The sequence below is a fragment of the Streptomyces sp. NPDC057271 genome, assembly GCF_042668715.1.
Lineage (GTDB): Bacteria > Actinomycetota > Actinomycetes > Streptomycetales > Streptomycetaceae > Streptomyces.
Map to the genome: position 1 here is coordinate 1 of NZ_JBHUYJ010000126.1, position 20090 is coordinate 20090.

At 70.8% G+C, this 20090-nt stretch carries 22 protein-coding genes and 1 rRNA gene; 18 read left to right on the plus strand and 5 right to left on the minus strand.

Annotation, left to right across the window (positions count from 1 at the left end):
- The 9 genes from rrf to ACFUJR_RS34775 form a co-directional block, all read left to right on the plus strand.
- Positions 1–92 (plus strand): 5S ribosomal RNA (rrf, locus tag ACFUJR_RS34735); the annotation flags it as partial.
- A 72-nt stretch (positions 93–164) separates the two neighbouring features.
- Positions 165–812 carry an HAD family hydrolase gene (locus tag ACFUJR_RS34740; protein WP_383180279.1) on the plus strand — a complete coding sequence of 216 codons (648 nt, stop codon included), beginning with the start codon at positions 165–167 and terminating at the stop codon, positions 810–812.
- A 43-nt stretch (positions 813–855) separates the two neighbouring features.
- A complete protein-coding gene (locus ACFUJR_RS34745) occupies positions 856–2070 on the plus strand; it encodes an MFS transporter (RefSeq protein WP_383180276.1) in 1215 nt (404 codons plus the stop codon).
- Positions 2039–3217 carry an acetoin utilization protein AcuC gene (locus ACFUJR_RS34750; protein WP_383180273.1) on the plus strand — a complete coding sequence of 393 codons (1179 nt, stop codon included), beginning with the start codon at positions 2039–2041 and terminating at the stop codon, positions 3215–3217. The genes ACFUJR_RS34745 and ACFUJR_RS34750 overlap by 32 nt, the downstream gene beginning before the upstream one ends.
- Before the next feature lie 124 nt (positions 3218–3341).
- Complete coding sequence (locus tag ACFUJR_RS34755) at positions 3342–4157, plus strand: phosphatase (protein ID WP_383180270.1); 816 nt, start codon at positions 3342–3344, stop codon at positions 4155–4157.
- A 128-nt stretch (positions 4158–4285) separates the two neighbouring features.
- Complete coding sequence (locus ACFUJR_RS34760) at positions 4286–4495, plus strand: helix-turn-helix domain-containing protein (protein WP_158988220.1); 210 nt, start codon at positions 4286–4288, stop codon at positions 4493–4495.
- Positions 4496–4616: 121 nt separating this feature from the next.
- Positions 4617–4715 (plus strand): 30S ribosomal protein bS22, encoded by a 99-nt coding sequence (locus ACFUJR_RS34765; protein ID WP_003948845.1) that lies wholly within the window; start codon positions 4617–4619, stop codon positions 4713–4715.
- Positions 4716–4908: 193 nt separating this feature from the next.
- Entirely contained in the window at positions 4909–5949 is a 1041-nt protein-coding gene (locus ACFUJR_RS34770; RefSeq protein ID WP_383180265.1) for an NAD-dependent epimerase/dehydratase family protein, read from the plus strand.
- Positions 5950–5951: 2 nt separating this feature from the next.
- Positions 5952–7034: a lysophospholipid acyltransferase family protein gene (locus ACFUJR_RS34775; RefSeq protein ID WP_383180262.1), complete on the plus strand. Its 1083-nt coding sequence runs from the start codon at positions 5952–5954 to the stop codon at positions 7032–7034.
- Positions 7035–7202: 168 nt separating this feature from the next.
- Here the strand turns inward: ACFUJR_RS34775 and ACFUJR_RS34780 are convergent, their stop codons facing one another.
- The 3 genes from ACFUJR_RS34780 to ACFUJR_RS34790 form a co-directional block, all read right to left on the minus strand.
- The gene (locus tag ACFUJR_RS34780) at positions 7203–8408 is read right to left on the minus strand and encodes a DUF5667 domain-containing protein (RefSeq protein ID WP_383178056.1); all 1206 of its coding nucleotides are present in this window, start codon (positions 8406–8408) and stop codon (positions 7203–7205) included.
- A 349-nt stretch (positions 8409–8757) separates the two neighbouring features.
- On the minus strand, positions 8758–9549 hold the full coding sequence (locus tag ACFUJR_RS34785; protein ID WP_137988687.1) for an ECF subfamily RNA polymerase sigma factor, BldN family: 792 nt from the start codon (positions 9547–9549) through the stop codon (positions 8758–8760).
- Positions 9550–10053: 504 nt separating this feature from the next.
- Positions 10054–11004 carry an HAD family hydrolase gene (locus tag ACFUJR_RS34790; protein ID WP_383178060.1) on the minus strand — a complete coding sequence of 317 codons (951 nt, stop codon included), beginning with the start codon at positions 11002–11004 and terminating at the stop codon, positions 10054–10056.
- A 135-nt stretch (positions 11005–11139) separates the two neighbouring features.
- On the opposite strand from ACFUJR_RS34790, the gene ACFUJR_RS34795 reads away from it, so the two are divergent.
- From ACFUJR_RS34795 to hemB, 6 genes are all read left to right on the plus strand, one after another.
- Positions 11140–11430: a glutaredoxin family protein gene (locus ACFUJR_RS34795; RefSeq protein WP_383178063.1), complete on the plus strand. Its 291-nt coding sequence runs from the start codon at positions 11140–11142 to the stop codon at positions 11428–11430.
- A 272-nt stretch (positions 11431–11702) separates the two neighbouring features.
- On the plus strand, positions 11703–12494 hold the full coding sequence (locus tag ACFUJR_RS34800) for a redox-sensing transcriptional repressor Rex (RefSeq protein ID WP_383178066.1): 792 nt from the start codon (positions 11703–11705) through the stop codon (positions 12492–12494).
- Positions 12491–13846, plus strand: coding sequence for a glutamyl-tRNA reductase (locus tag ACFUJR_RS34805; protein WP_383178069.1), 1356 nt, complete (start codon positions 12491–12493; stop codon positions 13844–13846). Before ACFUJR_RS34800 ends, ACFUJR_RS34805 begins: the two co-directional genes overlap by 4 nt.
- The gene (gene hemC, locus ACFUJR_RS34810; RefSeq protein WP_383178072.1) at positions 13843–14829 is read left to right on the plus strand and encodes a hydroxymethylbilane synthase; all 987 of its coding nucleotides are present in this window, start codon (positions 13843–13845) and stop codon (positions 14827–14829) included. Before ACFUJR_RS34805 ends, hemC begins: the two co-directional genes overlap by 4 nt.
- Complete coding sequence (locus ACFUJR_RS34815; protein ID WP_383178075.1) at positions 14826–16496, plus strand: uroporphyrinogen-III synthase; 1671 nt, start codon at positions 14826–14828, stop codon at positions 16494–16496. The genes hemC and ACFUJR_RS34815 overlap by 4 nt, the downstream gene beginning before the upstream one ends.
- A 158-nt stretch (positions 16497–16654) precedes the next feature.
- Positions 16655–17656, plus strand: a complete 1002-nt coding sequence (gene hemB, locus ACFUJR_RS34820) for a porphobilinogen synthase (protein ID WP_383178078.1) — start codon at positions 16655–16657, stop codon at positions 17654–17656.
- 25 nt (positions 17657–17681) lie between these two features.
- Here the strand turns inward: hemB and ACFUJR_RS34825 are convergent, their stop codons facing one another.
- Positions 17682–18230: a hypothetical protein gene (locus tag ACFUJR_RS34825; RefSeq protein WP_383178081.1), complete on the minus strand. Its 549-nt coding sequence runs from the start codon at positions 18228–18230 to the stop codon at positions 17682–17684.
- 263 nt (positions 18231–18493) lie between these two features.
- Here ACFUJR_RS34825 and ACFUJR_RS34830 point away from each other — a divergent pair, with 263 nt between their 5' ends.
- Complete coding sequence (locus ACFUJR_RS34830; RefSeq protein ID WP_137994621.1) at positions 18494–18763, plus strand: DUF1876 domain-containing protein; 270 nt, start codon at positions 18494–18496, stop codon at positions 18761–18763.
- Between the two features lie 9 nt (positions 18764–18772).
- On the opposite strand, the gene ACFUJR_RS34835 is transcribed toward ACFUJR_RS34830, so the two are convergent.
- Entirely contained in the window at positions 18773–19168 is a 396-nt protein-coding gene (locus ACFUJR_RS34835) for a DUF4232 domain-containing protein (protein ID WP_383178084.1), read from the minus strand.
- Between ACFUJR_RS34835 and ACFUJR_RS34840 the strand changes: the two genes are divergently transcribed.
- A complete protein-coding gene (locus tag ACFUJR_RS34840) occupies positions 19161–19475 on the plus strand; it encodes a hypothetical protein (protein ID WP_383178086.1) in 315 nt (104 codons plus the stop codon). The genes ACFUJR_RS34835 and ACFUJR_RS34840 overlap by 8 nt on opposite strands.
- Positions 19476–19731: 256 nt before the next feature.
- Positions 19732–20090: helix-turn-helix domain-containing protein (locus tag ACFUJR_RS34845; protein ID WP_383451098.1), on the plus strand; the 359-nt coding region annotated here is incomplete at its 3' end.

Below are 20090 nucleotides of genomic sequence, written 5' to 3' on the forward strand. Positions count from 1 at the left end.
CGCCCGGTTACATTCCGAACCCGGAAGCTAAGCCTTTCAGCGCCGATGGTACTGCAGGGGGGACCCTGTGGGAGAGTAGGACGCCGCCGAACAATCATTGTGGGAAAGCCCCGCACCTTCTGGTGCGGGGCTTTTCTGCGTTCACCCCCGCTTATCGTGTGGGCATGCGCTATGAACTGGTCGTCTTCGACAACGACGGTGTCCTCGTCGACAGTGAGCCCCTCGCCAACAGCATCCTGGCCGGCTATCTCACCGAGCTCGGGCACCCCACCTCCTACGAGGACTCCCTGCGGGACTACATGGGTGCCGCCGTGCATCGCGTCCACGATCTGGTCGGGGAGCGGACCGGGCAACGGTTGCCGACGGACTTCGACGAGACGCTGCACGCGCGTACGTTCGATGCGTTCGAGCGGGAGCTGGAGGCCGTCGCGGGGGTCACCGAGGTGCTGAAGCGGCTCGTCGACGGCGAGGTTCCCTACTGCCTCGCGTCCTCCGGATCCCATGAGCGGATTCGGGTCGGGCATCGGAAGACCGGGCTCGACGCCTGGTTCCGGGACGAGAACATCTTCAGCGCCGAGGACGTCGGCAAGGGCAAGCCGGCGCCCGATCTGTTCCTCCATGCCGCCGCCCGGATGGGGGTCGCGCCCGAGCGGTGTGTGGTCGTCGAGGACAGCAGGCTCGGGGTCCAGGCGGCGCTGGCCGCCGGGATGGACGTCTACGGGTTCGCCGCGATGACGCCCGAGGAGAGGCTCGCAGGCGCCACCGGGTTCTTCCGGACCATGGACGAACTGCCGGCGATTTTGGGTCTGTGATCCATCTACCCATGGGTAGACCTGGGTCCTACGCTGTGCCGCCATGACGGATGCGCGGTTGCGGCGTGGGCGGGGATCCCTGGCGGTCAGCTTCTTCGTGCAGGGCGTGACGTTCGCGCTCCTTGTGACCCGAATACCGGCCATCCAGGACCGGTACGGCATCTCCGACGCGTTGCTGCCGGTCTTCCTGGCCGCCGTGCCGATCCTCGCCGGTGTGTCCAGCGTGGCCACGGAGAAGGTGGTGACCCGGGTGGGCCCGGGGGCGGTGCTGCGGTGGGCGCAGCCGGTCGTCCTGCTGGCGCTGCTGGCCGTCGGCGCGGGGACGCGACTGTGGCAGGTCGCCGTCGCCCTCGGGGTCTTCGGGCTCGCGGTCGGTGCGCTGGACGCGTCCATGAACATGCTCGGGGTGAGCCTCCAGCGGGCGTACGGGCGGTCCATCATGCTCGGGTTCCACGCCGCGTACAGCCTGGGCGGGATCGCGGGAGCCTCGCTGGCCTGGGTCGGGGCGCACTGGCATCTGCCGCTGTTCGTGTCGTATCTGCCCGTCGTCGGCCTCCTGCTGCCGGCGGCGCTCGTGGCGAGCCGCTGGTACACGCCAGGGGTGGAGCCGCGCGAGGCCGAGGAGGTCGAGGCGGGTGGGGCCAGGGTCTCCTTCGCGCTCCTGCTGCCGCTCTGTCTCGTCATGACCTTCGCGTACATCGGTGATTCCACGGTCTCCAACTGGAGCGCCAAGTACCTCCAGGACGTGCTCGGCGGTTCGGAGGAGCTGGCGACCGTCCCGTACAACGCGTACATGGTCACCACGCTCCTCGGGCGTGCCGTGGGCGACTTCGGGGTGCGTCGGCTGGGGGCGGCCACGGTCGTGCGATGCGGGGCGGTCCTCGCGGCGCTCGGGTTCGGGCTGGTGGCGGTGGCGCCGGGGGCCTGGGTGGGGATGGCCGGGTTCACCGTCCTGGGGCTCGGGCTGAGTGTGATCGTGCCGCAGACGTTCGCGGCAGCCGGGCGGCAGGCTTTCGAACGTCACGGTCCGGGGGCGAGCGACGCGGCGGTCGCGCGGCTGAACGTCTTCAACTACGTGGGGTTCCTGATCGGGTCCCCGTTGGTGGGGGCGCTCGGGGACGCCTGGAGCTACCGGGGGGCGATGCTCGTGCCGATGGTGCTGGTCCTGGTGACGGTGGCGTACGCCACGTCGTTCGGTTCTCGAGCGGCCCGATACGGTGGCGGACATGAGCGGCCGCGCACGGTTGATGTGGGATGAAGCTGTCACGCAGTACGACTTCGGGTCCGAGCATCCGATGGATCCGGTACGGCTCGCGCTGACCATGGGGTTGGTGCGGGCGTACGAGCTCGACCGTGCCGTGGACGTGGTGGCGGCGAGGCCGGCCGGTGACTCGACGCTGCGTCTGGTGCACCGCGAGGACTATGTGGCGGCCGTGCGGGCGGCTTCGGCCGATCCGCGTCACGCTGACCAGGCTTACGGTCTGGGGACGGTCGACGATCCGGCGTTCTCGGGGATGCACGAGGCGTCCGCGCTGATCGCCGGGCAGTCGGTCGGGGCGGCGGAGGCGGTGTGGCGCGGTGAGGCGGCGCACGCGGTGAACTTCGCGGGCGGGCTGCATCACGCGATGCCGGGTGCGGCGTCGGGGTTCTGCATCTACAACGACGCGTCCCTGGCGATCGCCCGCCTTCTGGAGCTGGGGGCGGAGCGGGTCGCCTACGTGGATGTGGACGTCCACCACGGTGACGGGGTGCAGGCGGCGTTCTGGGAGGATCCGCGGGTTCTGACGATCTCGCTGCACGAGCACCCGCGGACGCTGTTCCCGCAGACGGGGTGGCCGGAGGAGACGGGTGCCCCGGGTGCCGCCGAGGGGTCCGCGGTGAACGTGGCGCTGCCGGCGGGGACCGGGGACGCCGGGTGGCTGCGGGCCTTCCACGCGGTCGTGCCCGAGCTGCTCGCGGACTTCCGGCCGCAGGTCCTGGTGACGCAGCACGGTGCTGACACGCACTTCGAGGATCCGCTGGCGCATCTGGCGGTGTCGCTGGACGCCCAGCGGGCGGTACAGGTGGCCTGTCATGAACTCGCGCACGCGCACGTGGACGGCGGGAAGTGGGTCGCGCTGGGTGGTGGCGGCTACGCCGTGGTGGATGTCGTGCCGCGGTCGTGGACGCATCTGGTGGCGATCGCCGCGCACGCGGAGATCGATCCCGAGTCGGTGATTCCTTCGTCGTGGCGCGACCTGGTCTACGCACGGACGCGGCAGCCGGGGCCGATCCGGATGACGGACGGACGGTGGCCGGTGGAGTGGCGGGAGTGGGAGGAGGGGTACGACCCGGCGGACCGGCTCGACCAGGCGGTGCTGGCGACGCGGCGGGCGGCGTTCCCGCTCCGGGGGCTGCTCGCGTAGCCGTACTCCCGGAGACGCCGAGGGCGCCTGGACGACGTCTGGGACGGTCGTTCTGTTACGCCGACTGTGCGGTCTCCCTTGGGTTCTGGCCCCTCGTCACCTTCGCTCGGGCAGCATCGAGAGGGTGCTGAGTACCGGGGCGCTGCGGGCGCATCTGTTGGCGGCGGGGTTGGCTGGGACCGTGGCGACCTCGCGTGAGGAAAGTCTGCGGAGTTATCGGCTCTTCGCGGCGCGGGATCCGCGGGTGATGCTGGGCCTCGACCCCGAATGGGGCTGGGGCGAGGGGGACTTGCTGCGGCTGATGGCGGACAAGTGCGGGGTGTCGCGGGATCCGGCGCACCGCTCGGGGCCCGATGTCATCGATCCGGAGCGGACGTTGAGCGCGCTCGACGCGTTCGCCGAGCGGCTCGGTGAGGCCGCCGGACGGCGGGCTCCGGTGCTGTTCGGGACCGGTCATCCGCATCGGCTGCTCGGCTTCTACGGAGCGCTCGCAGACGCTTTGTCGGCGGCGGGATGTCTTGTTCTCACACCCGCGCAGGGGCGATGTGTCGACATAACGACCCGGTTCGGCCTACGCACGTACGTCCTCGACTACGCGCGCGGTGTCGCGCTGGTGCGAGAACCGGGTCTGCCGGGAACGGGGCGTGAGACGGGGGCGCACACCCACTCGCCGCTGCCGGTTAGGGCCGCTCTGGAGGGGGTGGTGGAGGAAGGGTGGCCGCTTCCGGAACTTGTCGTGGGGGACCACGGATGGGTCTGCGGTGCAGGTCAGCTGGGTATCGAGGCCATGGGTCTGGCTGATACGGACGATCCGGCGCTGTTCGTCGGAGAGGCGGAGGGGCAGGTCTCCGTAGCCGTTCCGCTTGATGATGGGGTGCGGTCCGATCACTACCGCCCGCTTACTCGCTATGTACTCAATCGAGCGTGTCTGTCACGGTAAACGGCCGATGGCTGCTCCTCTTCCCCACTCGTACCACACGCCCCTAGTCTGGAGCGTGAGCGCACAGCGACGCAGGGTCACCGGAGGGGAAGCCGGTGGGCGTCGTGTGCGGAAGGTACAGGTGGGTCATGGCTGCTGGCGATCGGCCTCTGAACGAGGTCAAGTTTCTGACCGTGGCGGAAGTCGCCTCGGTGATGCGAGTGTCGAAGATGACCGTGTACCGCTTGGTGCACAGCGGTCATCTGCCGGCGATCCGGGTGGGCAGGTCCTTCCGGGTCCCGGAACAGGCGGTTCACGAGTACCTCAGGGAGTCCTTCGTGGGGGTGGAGACGGCTTAGCCGAGAGCCCGCGTACCCCTCGGATTACAACTGCGGCGCTCTGGCCGGTAGGCTAGGCCGACGTAGGTCGTGTGGGCCCAGACGCCCCGCACCGAGTGAGAAGAAGTGAGCGAGGGTAGTCGTGGGCTCTGTTATCAAGAAGCGGCGCAAGCGGATGGCCAAGAAGAAGCACCGCAAGCTGCTCAAGCGCACCCGCGTTCAGCGTCGCAACAAGAAGTAAGCGACGGCTGTAACGACGGCTGTTTGTGCGTCGAAGCGTGGCCCTTCACCGAAATCGGTGGGGGGCCACGTTTTTTCGGCCGGTTCCACCCGGTTGCCCACGGCGGTCATCGCAGTGCAACAACGAGGCGCTACGGTGGCGCACAGGGCCCTGCGGGAGAACCCGGGGCCGAGAGCGACGGAAGGCGCTGATCTTGGGCAAGGTCGTGCTCGTCACCGGTGCGGCCCGGCATCTCGGAGGCCGATTCGTACGGCGTGTCCAGCGGGACCCCGAGGTGGACAGAGTGGTCGCCGTGGACGCCGTTCCACCGGCACACGACCTCGGCGGGGCCGATTTCGTACGGGCGGACATCCGCCAGCCCGCCATCGCCAAGGTGCTCGCGGAACACGAGGTGGACACGGTCGTCCACATGGACGTCACCGGTATCGCGCTGGGCGCCGGCGGCCGCGCGTCCACCAAGGAGACCAACGTCATCGGCACCATGCAGCTGCTGGGGGCCTGCCAGAAGTCACCGCGGATCCGACGCCTTGTGATCAAGTCCAGTACGAGCGTCTACGGCTCCGCGCCGCGCGACCCGGCCGTCTTCACCGAGACGACGCCGCCCAAGTCGCTGCCGAGCGGTGGCTTCGCCAAGGACGCCGTCGAGGTCGAGGGGTACGTGCGAGGCTTCGCGCGCCGCCGCCCGGACGTGGCCGTCTGTGTGCTGCGGTTCGCGAACATCCTCGGTCCGCGGGTGGACTCCCCGCTCGCCGAGTATCTGTCCCTGCCGGTCATGCCGACCGTCTTCGGCTACGACCCGAGGCTGCAGTTCGTCCATGAGGACGATGTCGTCGACGTCCTGGAGCTCGCCTCGGGCGAGCCGCGCCGGGCGACGCTGAACAGCGGCACGTTCAACGTGGCCGGTGACGGCGTGCTGCTGCTCTCGCAGTGCGCACGGCGGCTGGGGCGTCCGACGGTGCCGGTGCTGCTGCCCGCGGTCACCTGGGTGGGCTCGGCGCTGCGGACGGTCGGCGTGACCGACTTCTCGCCCGAGCAGATCCGGCTCCTCACCCATGGCCGGGTGGTCTCGACGGTCCAGATGCGCGAGACCCTCGGCTTCAGGCCCCGGTTCACGACGGCCGAGACCTTCGCGGACTTCGTCCGCAGCCGAGGGCCGGGGTTGCTGCCGCCGGAGACGCTCGCGGGGGCCGTGGACCGGGTCGCGGCCCGGCTGGATCAGAAGGAGCCCAGGTAACGATGGCGGACGCCAAGGTCATTCCGTTCGACGACGACCGTTCACGGGCACGCCGGCGTCCCGGCAGGGCGGCCAGGGACGCCGCCGTACGGGCTCTGCCGGGGCAGCACGGGCCCGAGGAGGCTCCGTGGCCGGCCGTGCCGGTGGAGGCCCCGAAGCCCGTGGAGGCCGCGGAGGCCTCCGGGGGCGGCTCGGACGCATCCGCGTACCGGCCGGACGGCGCTCCGGGGGCCGAGGGGCGTCGGAGCGGGTGGGAGCGGCGGCTCGTGGGTGGGTTGTCGTTCCTGCGGCGGCGCGTGACCGGTGACTACGAGGTCGACGAGTTCGGTTACGACAAGGAACTCACCGACCAGGTCCTGATGTCGCTGGTGCGGCCGCTCGCGGAGAAGTACTTCCGCGTGGACGTGAAGGGCGTGGAGAACATCCCCGCCGAGGGCGGTGCCCTGGTGGTGGCGAACCACTCGGGGACGCTGCCGCTGGACGGTCTGATGATGCAGGTCGCCGTGCACGACCACCATCCGGCGGGCCGTCATCTGCGCCTGCTCGCGGCGGACCTGGTCTTCATGCTGCCAGTGGTGAACGAGCTCGCCCGTAAGGCCGGGCACACGCTGGCGTGCGCGGAGGACGCGGAGCGGCTGCTGCGGTCCGGCGAGATCGTGGGGGTGATGCCGGAGGGCTTCAAGGGCATCGGGAAGCCGTTCAGCGAGCGGTACAAGCTGCAGCGCTTCGGCCGGGGTGGGTTCGTCTCGACGGCCCTGCAGGCCGGCGTGCCGATCGTGCCGTGCTCGATCGTGGGAGCGGAGGAGATCTATCCGATGCTCGGCAACGCGAAGACGCTGGCGCGGGTGCTGGGCTTTCCGTACTTCCCGATCACGCCGACGTTTCCCTGGCTGGGACCGCTGGGCGCGGTGCCGCTGCCGACGAAGTGGACGATCCAGTTCGGCGAGCCGATCCCGACGGACGGCTATCCGCCGGAGGCGGTGGATGACCCGATGCTGATGTTCAACCTGACGGACCAGGTCCGCGAGCAGATCCAGCACACGCTGTACAAGCTGCTGGTGCAGCGCAGGTCCGTGTTCTTCTGATCTTCCGGCCGTACGTGTGTGGGGGGCCCCCCCCGAGAGGGGGGGCCCACCCCCATCCCCGCCCAGGGGCGTCCTCTCTTTCTGTGCCCAGAACAGGGGGAAGGGCTGGTCCTTGCCGTGTGTGTTTGGCCCTCCCCTCCGGAGAGGGGCGCCCCACACACGTACCGGCTAGGGGGCGTCCTCGCTGTCGATGCCGAGACCGGGGAGCAGGCCTGGCAGCAGCGGCGGCAGGGTGACATCCGGCATTTCGGGTGTCGTGTGGCTGCCGGACGGTGTCGGGAGCGTCCCGGTCGGCGCGTTGTCGAGCAGTCCGCCCGTGTTCCCGCCGAGCAGGCCGTCGTCCTGTGGGGAGCCCGTGCCGGAGCCGGAGCCCGAGGGCTGGGGCTGGGTGGAGCCTTCGCCGCCTGTGGATGGGGCGGCTGGGGAGGACGCCGGGCCCTGGGTGTGGGTACGCGGGGTGTCCTGCGGGGTGCCGGCGCCGCCGCTCTCGACGGCTCCCTTCTCCGGGGTGCGGGGGAGCATGCTCTGGAGCGGCTCGACCTCTTCGTCTATGGCGACGAAGACGTCGTTCACCTCCTTGCCGACGTCGCTGAGCTGGACGGGCAGCCGGTCGCGCAGGCCGTTCCAGGTGGAGCGGTGGGCTTGGGCGAAGCTGTTCAGCCGGGCCATCGGCCCGATCTCGCCGTCCCGTTCGTACGCCTGGCGCAGCAGCCGGTGGCCCTCGGAGGCGTCGTGCTTCATGCCACCGAGGACGCGGCGGATCTCGCTGAGGGACTCGTGGTCGAGGTCGCCGGCGCGTCCTCGTTCCATGAGTCTGCGAGCCTCGCTGAGCCGCGTCGACGCCTGGTCCAGGAAGATCCCGCCCCGCTCGGAGTCGTCGTCGGCCATGCCGCGCTTGATGTCCTCCATCCCGCGCTTCAGGCCGTAGAGCGAGTCACCGGGGAGGGCGTCGGAGCTGGCAGCGGCCACACCGCTGAAAGCTCCCGCGGCCACACCGACCGTGAGGCCGCCCGCGGCGATGCCCTTCGACCAGCGGGAGCGCGGGCGCAGTTTCCGGAGCGGAGAGGCCCGGTGGGCTCCCCGCCCGCTCGACGTCCGTTGCTCCGGCACCGTAGGGCCCGCTGCTGCGCTTCCCTCCGCGAGCATCGCTTCCATGGCGGCGACGAGCTGTGCTCGTTGCACCACCTTGACCTCGGGGTCCATCTCCGGTCTCGGCAACTCGCCGAGACCGTTCGCCAGGGCCAACAGCCGTCCCGGTTCGGCCGGTTCGGCCGACGCCTCGGGCCGCTCGGCCGTCGCGTCGTCGGGCGTCCGGTCATCCAGGGCCTGGGCGAAGGCGTTCGCCCGCCGGTGCGCCGATACGTTCGCGATCACTGGCGGCACCTCCTCTCGTCATGACGGTCGACTCCCCGGGGTGTCCGGAAGGTTGCACGCCTTGAACACATCCACACGAAAGAGTGAGTGGCTGTGGGCATGGCGTGACCACAGGGAGCCTGCATTCCGCACAACGAGCGGCGCGGCACTTGGGTTACGCGCGAAAGATGATCGGACCAGTGCGTCATCGAGGCGTCACCGACTGTGAGTTGGACGGGGGTCGGGGGGAGTGGGGGGTTGGGGGCGTGAGGGACTGGGGGTGGGGACATGCGGGGACGGAGCCGGGTGAGAGTGGGCGCGCGTGGGCGCAGGCGCGGTGGTGGGGGCGCGTGTGGGGGGCGCGCAGCGGTCAGCGGGCGTCGTCCGGGAGCAGGCGTGCCAGGGTGCGCACGGCCCGGTACTGGAGGGTCTTGATCGCGCCCTCGTTCTTGCCCATGACCCGGGCCGTCTCGGCGACCGAGAGGCCCTGCAGGAACCGCAGGGTCACGCACTCCTGCTGCTGGGGGTTGAGCCTGCGGACGGCGTCGAGCAGCGCGGCGTTGGAGAGGGACTCCAGCACGGAGTCCTCGGGGCTGCGCTCGACCTCGTTGGCGTCGAGCATCTCGCCGGTGGTCACCTCCAGCCGGAAGCGGCTGGACTTGAAGTGGTCGGCGACCAGGTTGCGGGCGATGGTGACCAGCCAGGCGCCGAAGTCTCGGCCCTGCCAGGTGAAGGTGGAGATCCGGCGCAGGGCGCGCAGAAAGGTCTCGCTGGTGAGGTCCTCCGCCGTCGCCTTCCCTCCGACGCGGTAGTAGATGTAGCGGTAGACGGTGTCGCTGTACTGGTCGTACAGGCGGCCGAAGGCCTCGGCCTCGCCGGCCTGGGCGCGCTCGACCAGGTCCATCATGCGGGCGCTGTCGCTGTCGGCGGTGGGGCGGCGGGCGGCGGTCGAGGTTCCGGTGCCGCCGCGGCTGCCCCGTCTGCCGACAGCGGCACCGCTCTCGGCGAGGGCATAGCAGGGACCGGCGGGTGCCGGTGCGGCGAAGGCAAAGGCGGGGACAGGGCCGGCGTACGCGGTGGGGACGAAGCCGCGCAAGTGGTCGAGGACCGTTGCGCGCAGCGTAGCCAGGCCCGAGGCGTCAACCCCGACGTGTGGGTACACGGGACTCCCAGAGGCAGAGCTTCCATCACGTGCAGTGCGGGACCGTTCACTCGCCGTGGCGACGTGTGGGTTCCGGTGTGCGTCTGAGGAGAATAACGCTTCGTACAGGCAGCGCTACACCCAGTTGCTCAAATCATCGATTCCGTCGCATCCGTTACTACTTGCGGACGGGATTCTTCGCACTTCGTGACCGGTTGTTGATCGCTTGGCTTTCGAGTGTGACTGCGTGCACGCTCTGTTGTGGTCGACTGCTAAGGCGGTGAGTGATCTGGGCCGCTGCTGGGTAGGGAGCCGCGAATGCGCCCGAGTCGACATGTGCGCCGGTGTTCGACCACGTAAGGGTGAGGGCGACGGATCCCGCGTTGTCGCAGACGATCGCAGCCGAAACGTATCGGCAGTGGGTGACCCACGGGACGGTGCCAGTCGTGTCGCGGCGGTGTGTTCGCGTGCCGGCGCGGCGCGGCGTGCCCGGTGGTGCCCGGTGTGTCGTGTGCCGTGTCGGGGTCAGCGGCGGCGTCGGTGCAGGGCGACGGCGGCGGCCGTGCCCCCCGCGAGCGCGCCGACGCCGGCCGCGGCCGGGATGCCGACCTTGGCGGCCTTGCGGCCCGTCCGGTAGTCGCGCAGCCGCCAGTCACGGGCCTTCGCGTGCTTGCGCAGCTTGGTGTCCGGGTTGATGGCGTACGGATGGCCGACCAGCGAGAGCATCGGGATGTCGTTGTGCGAGTCGCTGTACGCCGCGCAGCGGTTCAGGTCCAGGCCCTCGGCCGAGGCCAGCGCGCGTACCGCCTCCGCCTTGGCGGGCCCGTGCAGGGGCTCGCCGACGAGCTTCCCGGTGTAGACGCCGTCGACGGACTCGGCGACCGTGCCGAGCGCGCCGGTCAGACCGAGGCGCCGGGCGATGATCGTGGCGGTCTCGACGGGCGCGGCGGTCACGAGCCAGACCTTCTGCCCGGCGTCGAGGTGGGCCTGGGCGAGGGCGCGCGTGCCGGGCCAGATGCGGTCGGCCATGTACTCGTCGTAGATCTCCTCGCCGATGGACATCAGCTCGGAGACGCGGTGGCCCTTGACGATGGACAGCGCGCTGTCGCGGGCGTCCTGCATGTGCTCCGGGTCCTCGACGCCGGCGAGCCGGAACCAGGCCTGCTGCCAGGCGAAGCGGGCCAGTTCGCGGCGCTGGAAGAACTTCCGCTTGTACAGGCCGCGGCCGAAGTGGAAGATCGCGGCGCCCTGCATCACGGTGTTGTCGAGGTCGAAGAAGGCGGCGGCCTCGGCGTCGCCCACGACGGGGAACTCGGGCTCGACCGGCTTCTCGGGCTCGGCCCGCGCCGCCGTCTCCCGTTCCAGTTCGAGCTGTTGCGAGGTCTTGCGCGCCGCCTCGGCGGCGGCCTCGCCTGCCAGAACGCTGCGCGCGGTGGCGGAGCGCCTACGGGGGGTGAGCCATCCCAGTGCGGCCATGTCGTGAGCATAGCCAGTCTGTTCGGTACTTCCCGACGTGTCGGGATGCGGCGGCGTGAACACTCCGCGACTCTCCTGTTAAGCGGACATCGGGGGCAAGCTGGAGACAGGGGGCACGGCGCGGCGCGGCGCAGAATGGACGGCATGTTTGGACGAGCGAAGAAGAACACCTCCGCCGCTCCCGCCGCCGCGCGGACGGTGACGCTGATCGGCAAGCCGGGCTGTCATCTCTGCGACGATGCCCGTGCCGTGGTCGAGGCGGTCTGCGCCGAGACCGGGGCGAGCTGGGAGGAGAAGGACATCACCCAGGACGAGGAGCTTCACCGGGCGTACTGGGAGCAGATTCCGGTGGTCCTGGTCGACGGCGAGCAGCACACGTTCTGGCGAGTGGACGCCGGGCGGCTCAGGCGTGAACTGGGTGGCTGACACGAAGACGGTTACCATCGTGGACGTTTTGTTGGGTTTCGGGGGCATGATCGTGAGGAGAGTGTGCGGTTTTGCCCCCTTCGGGTTCCCAACGGGTCGAGGCGCTCCGTGGTTCCGTCCTGGCGCGAACCGGTCGCGTGACCCCGGTCACTTTGGCCGGACAAAACGGACACCATCTTTGTGCACGCGTTCACAAAGACATAGCCTGCATTCGACGGGGCGGTCTTGGGACACACGGCCGCCTGCAGCCCCGCTCATCCCGCAGGAGCACCGTGGCAACTGGCCGAACTCACCGACCGGCGACCCGTAGCCGAGGAATTCCCGAGGCCACCGTCGCCCGGCTTCCGCTGTATCTGCGTGCGCTCACCGCACTGTCGGAGCGCTCCGTACCCACGGTCTCCTCCGAGGAGCTCGCGGCCGCCGCGGGCGTCAACTCCGCGAAGCTGCGCAAGGACTTCAGTTACCTCGGCTCCTACGGCACGCGAGGTGTCGGCTACGACGTCGAGTACCTCGTCTACCAGATCTCACGTGAACTCGGTCTGACGCAGGACTGGCCCGTCGTCATCGTCGGTATCGGTAACCTCGGCGCCGCGCTCGCCGGCTACGGCGGCTTCGCCTCCCGTGGCTTCCGGGTCGCCGCGCTCATCGACGCCGACCCCGCCATGACCGGCAAGCCCGTCGCCGGGATCCCCGTCCAGCACAGCGACGACCTCGAGAAGATCATCGAGGAGGACGGCGTCTCGATCGGCGTCATCGCGACCCCCGCCGGCGTCGCCCAGCAGGTGTGCGACCGGCTCGTGGCCGCCGGCGTCACCTCGATCCTGAACTTCGCCCCGACCGTGCTCTCCGTGCCCGACGGCGTGGACGTGCGCAAGGTCGACCTCTCCATCGAGCTGCAGATCCTCGCCTTCCACGAGCAGCGCAAGGCAGGCGAGGAGGCGGAGACCGAGGCCGCCGCCGTACCGGCGCCGCCCGTGCCGCTCGGCTCGGCGGGCGAGACCCCGGCCAAGGGCGCCGGCCGCAAGGGACCCGACGGGGACATCCCCGCCGTGATGCCGGCATGAGTCTCCTCGTCGTCGGCCTCAGCCACCGCAGCGCCCCGGTCAGCGTCCTGGAGCGGGCCTCGCTCGCCGCGGACACCCAGGCCAAGCTGCTGCAGGACACCCTCGCCGCCGAACCGGCCGCCGAGGGCGCGATCCTGGCCACCTGTAACCGCATCGAGCTCTACGCCGACGTGGACAAGTTCCACGCCGGTGTCGCCGAGCTGTCCACGCTCCTCGCCCAGCACAGCGGCGTCGGGCTGGAGGAGCTCACCCCCTATCTCTACGTGCACTACGAGGACCGGGCCGTCCACCACCTCTTCTCGGTGGCCTGCGGGCTCGACTCCATGGTCGTCGGCGAGGGCCAGATCCTCGGCCAGATCAAGGACGCCCTCGCGCTCGGCCAGGACCTGCACACCGCCGGCCGCCTCCTCAACGACCTGTTCCAGCAGGCGCTGCGGGTCGGCAAGCGCGCACACAGCGAGACCGGGATCGACCGGGCCGGGCAGTCGCTCGTCACGTTCGGCCTGGAACAGCTCGCGGAGGGTGCGGACGTCGACGGCTGGGCCGCGGGCAAGCGCGCCCTGGTGATCGGCGCCGGATCGATGTCCTCGCTGGCCGCCGCCACCCTCGCGCGCTCCGGCGTCGCCGAGATCGTGATCGCCAACCGTACGGCCCCGCGCGCCGAGCGGCTGGTGCAGATCCTCACCGAGCCCGGATCCACGGGCGTGGCCGCGCGCGCGGTCGAGATGGTTGCCGTCGGCGACGAACTGACACGTGCCGACATCGTCGTCTCCTGCACCGGAGCCACCGGACTCGTCCTGACCGGCGAGGCCGTCGAGACCGCGATGGCGGGCCGTACGGCCCCGCTCGCCCTGCTCGACCTCGCCATGCCGCGCGACATCGACGCCGCCGTCCACCGCACGCCGGGCGTCCGGCTGGTCGACATCGAATCGCTCGCCGAGGCCTCCGCCGACGCCCCGATGGCCGCCGACGTCGACCAGGTGCGCTCCATCGTCTCCGACGAGGTGGCCGCCTTCGGCGCCGCCCAGCGCGCCGCGCACATCACCCCGACCGTGGTCGCCCTGCGCACCATGGCCGCCGATGTCGTCGCGGGTGAGGTGGCCCGGCTGGAGGGCCGGCTGCCCGGCCTCGACGACAAGCAGCGCGCCGAGATCACCCAGACCGTGCGCCGGGTGGTCGACAAGCTCCTGCACGCGCCCACCGTGCGGGTCAAGCAGCTGGCCAGCGAGCCCGGCGGCGCCGGGTACGCCGACGCGCTGCGGACACTCTTCGACCTCGACCCGGAGACGGTCGCCTCCGTCTCCCGGGCCGACCTGAATGACGCCGACGTCAAGAACCGAGGGCGAGTATGACCGAGAGGGCACTGAGGCTCGGGACCAGGCGCAGCAAGCTCGCCATGGCCCAGTCCGGGCATGTGGCCGACGCCGTCCGGCGGACGACCGGCCGGCCCGTCGAGCTCGTGGAGATCACGACGTACGGGGACGTCTCCCGTGAGCACCTCGCACAGATCGGCGGCACCGGCGTGTTCGTCGCCGCTCTGCGCGACGCGCTCCTGGCCGGCGAGGTGGACTTCGCCGTCCACTCCCTGAAGGACCTGCCGACCGCGCAGCACCCCGAGCTGGTGCTGGCCGCCATCCCGGAGCGCGAGGACCCGCGTGACGTGCTGGTCGCCCGCGCGGGAGTGACGCTGGACCGGCTGCCCGACGGCGCCCGGATCGGCACCGGTTCGCCGCGTCGCACCGCCCAGCTCAACGCGTACGCGCGCAGCCACGGGCTGACCATCGAGACCGTGCCGATCCGCGGGAACATCGACACCCGCGTCGGATACGTACGTGGCGGAGAGCTGGACGCGGTGGTTCTCGCCGCGGCCGGCCTCAACCGCATCGGCGGGACGGCGGAGCTCACAGGCTCCCTGTCGCTCGACCACCTGTCGGTCGACTCCGTCCTGCCTGCCCCCGGCCAGGGGGCACTGGCGATCGAGTGCCTGGCGTCCAACGCCGACCTCGTCGCCGCGCTCGCCGCACACGACGACCCGGGCACCCGGGCCGCCGTGACCGCCGAGCGCTCCCTGCTCGCCGCCCTGGAGGCCGGCTGCTCCGCACCCGTGGGTGCGCTGGCCGACCTGCTGGCCGAGGATTCCGGCCGCGGGCAGATTGTCACCGAAATGCGCCTGCGCGGCGTCGTCGGCACCACCGACGGCTCGACGCTGGTGCAGCTGTCCACCACCGGTCCCGTACCCGCGTCGCACGACGAGGCGATGGCGCTCGGACGCGAACTCGCGGACGAGATGCTCGCCAAGGGTGCGGCCGGTCTTATGGGGGAGCGAGCACTTTGAGCCCCACCAGCCCGACCACCAGCCCCGCGCCCTCGGCCTTCTTCGGCCACGGGAGCGTCACCTTCCTCGGCGCCGGACCAGGCGACCCCGGACTGCTGACACTCCGGGCCGTCGAAGCCCTCGCCGGCGCGGACGTACTGATCGCCGAGCCGGAGGTGCTCGAAGTAGTCCGGTGCCATGCGCGCGCGGGCGTGAGCACGCCTGAGCTGACGGTTGTTGACGAGGCGTCAACAACCGCCGGTGTCCCCGTGTTGAGGGATGCGACCAATCTTGTCATGGAGGCCGCACGGGGCGGCAAGCGGGTCGTCCGCGCGGTGACCGGCGACCCCGGCCTCGACGGAAACGCAGGTCAGGAGATGCTCGCCTGCGCCGCCGAGGGCATCCCCTTCGAGGTCGTGCCCGGTGTGGCCACGGCGGTGGGTGTACCCGCGTACGCCGGTGTCCCGCTGCGCGACGCGCAGGGCACCGATGTGCGCTTCGTGGACGCCCGGACCGCCGACGACCGCTGCTGGGCCGAGGTCGGTGCCTCGGACGGCACCGTGGTCGTGTCCACCTCGCTGGACGCGGTGGCGGCGGCGGCCGGTGAGCTGGTGGCGGCCGGCCGTAAGCCGGACACCCCGCTCACCGTGACCATCGGCGGCACGACGACCCGGCAGCGGACCTGGACCGCGACGCTCGGCACGATCGCGCAGGTCTTCAAGCAGGGCAAGATCCTTCCCTCGCCCGAGGGGCACCGGCCGGTCATAGCCGTGGTCGGCGAGCGCAGCGCCCCGGCGCAGCGGGACCAGCTGGCGTGGTTCGAGTCCAAGCCGCTCTTCGGCTGGCGGGTTCTCGTGCCGCGCACCAAGGAGCAGGCCGCGTCGCTCTCCGACCAGCTGCGTTCGTACGGTGCGGTGCCGCACGAGGTGCCGACCATCGCCGTCGAGCCGCCGCGGACGCCGCAGCAGATGGAGCGGGCCGTCAAGGGCCTGGTGACCGGACGCTACGAGTGGATCGCCTTCACGTCGGTCAACGCGGTGAAGGCGGTGCGGGAGAAGTTCGAGGAGTACGGGCTCGACGCGCGTGCCTTCGCCGGGATCAAGGTCGCGGCGGTGGGCGAGCAGACCGCCGCGGCGCTCGTCGACTTCGGTGTGAAGCCGGACCTGGTGCCGAGCGGTGAGCAGAGCGCCGCCGGGCTTCTGGAGGACTGGCCGCCGTACGACCCGGTCTTCGACCCGATCGACCGCGTCTTCCTGCCGCGGGCGGACATCGCGACGGAGACGCTGGTCGCGGGCCTCATCGAACTCGGGTGGGAGGTCGACGACGTCACCGCCTACCGGACGGTGCGAGCGTCGCCGCCGCCGGCGGACACGCGTGAGGCGATCAAGGGCGGCGGCTTCGACGCCGTGCTGTTCACCTCGTCCTCGACGGTGCGGAACCTGGTGGGGATCGCCGGGAAGCCGCACAACGTGACGGTCATCGCCTGTATCGGTCCGGCGACCGCGAAGACGGCGGAGGAGCACGGGCTGCGGGTGGATGTGCTCTCGCCCGAGCCGTCGGTGCACAAGCTCGCGGAGGCGCTGGCGGACTTCGGTCTGCGGCGGCGGGCGGCGGCGCTGGAGGCGGGGGACCCGGTGACGCGGCCGTCGGAGCGGCGGCCGGGCGCCCGGAGACGTCGGACCACGTAGGTTCGCCGGGGTGCGGGGCCTTGTGAAGGTCCCGCACCTCCTGCGTCCCGCGGTGGGTGCGACGTCTTTGCCGGCGTCGAGCCACCGGTCCGCCCTGCGGAACGTATGCCCACAACTCGTCGGCAAAGCCGGCGCCCCCACCGGCGTAGCCTCGTCGTATGAACTCGTACGGAACCTTTCCCGGGGCGCGGCCGCGGCGGCTGCGGACGACTCCTGCCATGCGGCGGATGGTGGCGGAGACGCGGCTGAGCCCGGCCGATCTGATCCTTCCCGCGTTCGTGCGCGAGGGAATCGCCGAGCCGCGTCCGATCGCCGCGATGCCCGGCGTGGTGCAGCACTCCCGGGACACCCTGCGGAAGGCCGCCGTGGAGGCGCTGGAGGCCGGGGTCTCCGGGATCATGCTCTTCGGTGTGCCGGAGGATCAGAAGAAGGACGGCGCCGGTACCGCGGGCACGGACCCGGACGGGATTCTGCAGGTCGCGATCCGGGACGTGAAGGCCGAGGTCGGCGACGACCTCGTGATCATGTCGGACCTGTGTCTGGACGAGTACACCGACCACGGGCACTGCGGTGTCCTGGACGAGCACGGGCGTGTCGACAACGACGCGACGCTGGAGCGTTATGCCGAGATGGCCCAGGTCCAGGCCGACGCCGGCGTCCATGTCGTCGGGCCGTCCGGGATGATGGACGGTCAGGTCGGGGTGGTCCGCGACGCGCTGGACACCATCGGCAAGGAGGACGTGTCGATCCTCGCGTACACCGCGAAGTACTCCTCCGCCTTCTACGGCCCCTTCCGTGAGGCCGTCGGCTCGTCCCTGCGGGGCGACCGTAAGACGTACCAGCAGGATCCGGCCAACCTCCGTGAATCGCTGCGTGAGTTGGCGCTCGACCTGGAGGAGGGCGCCGACATGGTGATGGTGAAGCCCGCGGGTCCCTATCTCGACGTGCTGGCGAAGGTCGCCGACGCCGTGGACGTGCCCGTCGCCGCGTACCAGATCAGTGGTGAGTACGCGATGGTCGAGGCCGCTGCCGAGAAGGGCTGGATCGACCGCGACAGGGCCATCTTCGAGACGCTGACCGGGATCAGGCGCGCGGGTGCCCAGATGATCCTGACCTACTGGGCGACCGAGGTCGCCCAGAAGCTGGGCCGCGGCGTCTGACGTCGTCCGGACCGGCTTCGTCGGTCTACCGGGCGGCTCCTCGTACGACTCCCCGATAGGGACGGAACCGCAGGGCGGTTCCGTCCCCTTCGTCTTCGTGGGCCGTGAGGACATGGACGCTCCTGCCGTCGGCGGCCCGGTGGACGTACTGGGCGACGCCGTCCTCGGACGGGGCGGTGCTGAGGCTGCGTATCGGCGCGTCCCGCAACCGCACCACGCGGCCGTGGGTGTAGCGGCCGGGCGGGCCGACCGTGATGAGGGGCCGGATGGGGCCGGCGATGGCCAGCTGGTTGGCGGGGTCCGCGGAGAAGGCCAGGTGGGAGCCGGAGTCCGCCCACTGGGCGTAGTTGAGGATCGTGCGGCCGTCGGAGCCCGCCAGGCAGTGGCGGGCGAGGAAGGTGTCCGGCAGCTCGGCCTGCGCCCAGACGTCCACAACGGTGTCCATCACGAACCGCTGCCGTTCGGCGTCCTGCGTGGACCACTCGGAGATCAGGACGAGGCCCGCGTCCGGGTGGCCGAAGTGGGGGAGTGCGTCGGTCTCGACGAGTTCCGTGGGGGCTAATTCGTTAGTCATGACTAACAGTCTGCCTGGGGTGCCACCGAACGCGCAAATGAATTGACGGACGGTGACCATCTCGGCCGGCCGCGACAGACCGTCCGCCGCGTACCCCTCGGCCACCGGGCGAACAGCCGACCGACGTCTCCGGCCTGGCGGTGAACCAGGCGGCTTCCCGGGTCGAGGGCCCGCGCCGGCTCCGGGGCGCGCTGGTACGCACCGGTTGGTGAGGATGGGCCGCGCGGCGCACCCTGGAAGTACCTCAGGAGGTGGTCCTCATGATGCACACGCTCGTCGGATGGCACATCGAGATGGAGTTCCAGGAGGACGGCGACCGGACGAGGGCGGCCGCCATGGTGCGCCTCGGCGACGGCACCGAGTTCCGCGCCCAGGGCAACGCCCACAGGCACCCGTCCGACCCCGAGCAGCTGCGCGTCGGCGAGGAGATCGCGGGTGCCCGCGCACTGATGGATCTCGCCTCGCAGCTGCTCCAGAAGGCACACACCGAGATCGACGAGGTGTCCGGGAGGACCTCCCGCCCGATCCGCTGACCGGCGGGCTCAGAAGGTCAGAGCCTGGTCCATCTCGCGCTGCCAGTACGTGACGGTGGCGTCGTCGTCGGCGTACGTACCGCTCGGCGCCGTCACCGTCCTGCCGCTGCCCACGGAGCCGCCCGAGCCGTCGCCCGAGGCGAAGTGGACAGACACCTGCCGCACGGTGCGGCCGTGCGCGTCCGGGTCGCCGCCCCGCTCGCCCGACAGGATGACCGAGGCGTAGGCCGAGGCGCCGGGGGCGAGGGTGACGACGGCCTGCGGGCGTGACTCCTCGAGGATGCCGAGCGGGGCCTGGGCGTCGTCGAGGCCGACGAACGGCGCCCCGTAGGCGTTGCACGCACGGTTGCCGGTGTTGGTGACGGTCAGCAGCAGGTGGTTGACGGGGCGGGACACCTTGCTCACGACGACCTTGGTCGTGGCGCCGGTGCAGGCTGTGGTGACCGGGCCGTCGTCCTTCGCTCCGGTCGTGGGCCTCGTCCCCTGCTTCGACGGCGACGGGGCGGCCGACGGCGATGCCGCGGTCGGCTGGGTGGACGGCTTCGGCGCCGGCGCCTGCCCGGTCGACGACGTTCCCGTCGACGGCTTCGAGGACGCGGCGGCGGACTCCGCGTCGTCCCCCTGGCAGGCGGTGAGCGACAGCGCGGCGATCAGGGCGGTCGCGGCGGTCGTGGTGACGCGAGTGGTGATGCGCATAGGTCTTCCCCCGTGAAGTGTGATGAACGGCTTGATCAGTGACGGTGGATCAGCGCGATGGTGATGGCGGTGCAGACGATCAGCACCGCGAGGGCCACGGCGTCCGTGGCTCGGCTGTTCGGCATGGCTCATACCCTGCGGGCCGATGCGTTCCGGCTGCAATCGGCACGGGACAATGAGGGAAGCTGGAACGCACGCACCTATCTGACCTGGGGAAACATGGCTTCCCTGGAACGCGTTCCTGGGACGGCGAGACGAGGGGGACGGGGCGGGTGGCAACGGGGACGGACGGTTTCGCGGAGCTCGTACGCGGACTGAAGGAGCGATCCGGGCTCAGCTACGGGGCGCTGGCCAAGAAGCTGCGCGTGAGCACGTCGACGCTGCACCGGTACTGCAACGGGGACGCGGTCCCCACGGAGTTCGCCCCCGTGGAGCGGCTCGGACGGCTGTGCGGGGCCACGCGCGAGGAACTGATCGCCCTCCACCGCAGCTGGATCGTGGCCGACGACGCGAGGAGGCGGCGGGCCCTGCCGGAGCCGGCGACTCCGGTCGACCCTGCCAGCGCCCCCCCGAACCAAGCGAACAGCGAAGAGAAAGAAAAGACTTCGGTCGCCCCCACAGTCGCTGCCGC

Bases quoted from the DNA above. Each gene is read 5' to 3' on its own strand.
- hemB (WP_383178078.1), top strand. From the start codon at position 16,655: ATGAACTCGTACGGAACCTTTCCCGGGGCGCGGCCGCGGCGGCTGCGG.
- ACFUJR_RS34830 (WP_137994621.1), top strand. From the start codon at position 18,494: ATGCACACGCTCGTCGGATGGCACATCGAGATGGAGTTCCAGGAGGAC.
- ACFUJR_RS34805 (WP_383178069.1), top strand. From the start codon at position 12,491: ATGAGTCTCCTCGTCGTCGGCCTCAGCCACCGCAGCGCCCCGGTCAGC.
- ACFUJR_RS34795 (WP_383178063.1), top strand. From the start codon at position 11,140: ATGGACGGCATGTTTGGACGAGCGAAGAAGAACACCTCCGCCGCTCCC.
- ACFUJR_RS34740 (WP_383180279.1), top strand. From the start codon at position 165: ATGCGCTATGAACTGGTCGTCTTCGACAACGACGGTGTCCTCGTCGAC.
- ACFUJR_RS34790 (WP_383178060.1), bottom strand. From the start codon at position 11,004: ATGGCCGCACTGGGATGGCTCACCCCCCGTAGGCGCTCCGCCACCGCG.
- ACFUJR_RS34750 (WP_383180273.1), top strand. From the start codon at position 2,039: ATGAGCGGCCGCGCACGGTTGATGTGGGATGAAGCTGTCACGCAGTAC.
- ACFUJR_RS34775 (WP_383180262.1), top strand. From the start codon at position 5,952: ATGGCGGACGCCAAGGTCATTCCGTTCGACGACGACCGTTCACGGGCA.
- ACFUJR_RS34825 (WP_383178081.1), bottom strand. From the start codon at position 18,230: ATGACTAACGAATTAGCCCCCACGGAACTCGTCGAGACCGACGCACTC.
- ACFUJR_RS34760 (WP_158988220.1), top strand. From the start codon at position 4,286: ATGGCTGCTGGCGATCGGCCTCTGAACGAGGTCAAGTTTCTGACCGTG.
- hemC (WP_383178072.1), top strand. From the start codon at position 13,843: ATGACCGAGAGGGCACTGAGGCTCGGGACCAGGCGCAGCAAGCTCGCC.
- ACFUJR_RS34745 (WP_383180276.1), top strand. From the start codon at position 856: ATGACGGATGCGCGGTTGCGGCGTGGGCGGGGATCCCTGGCGGTCAGC.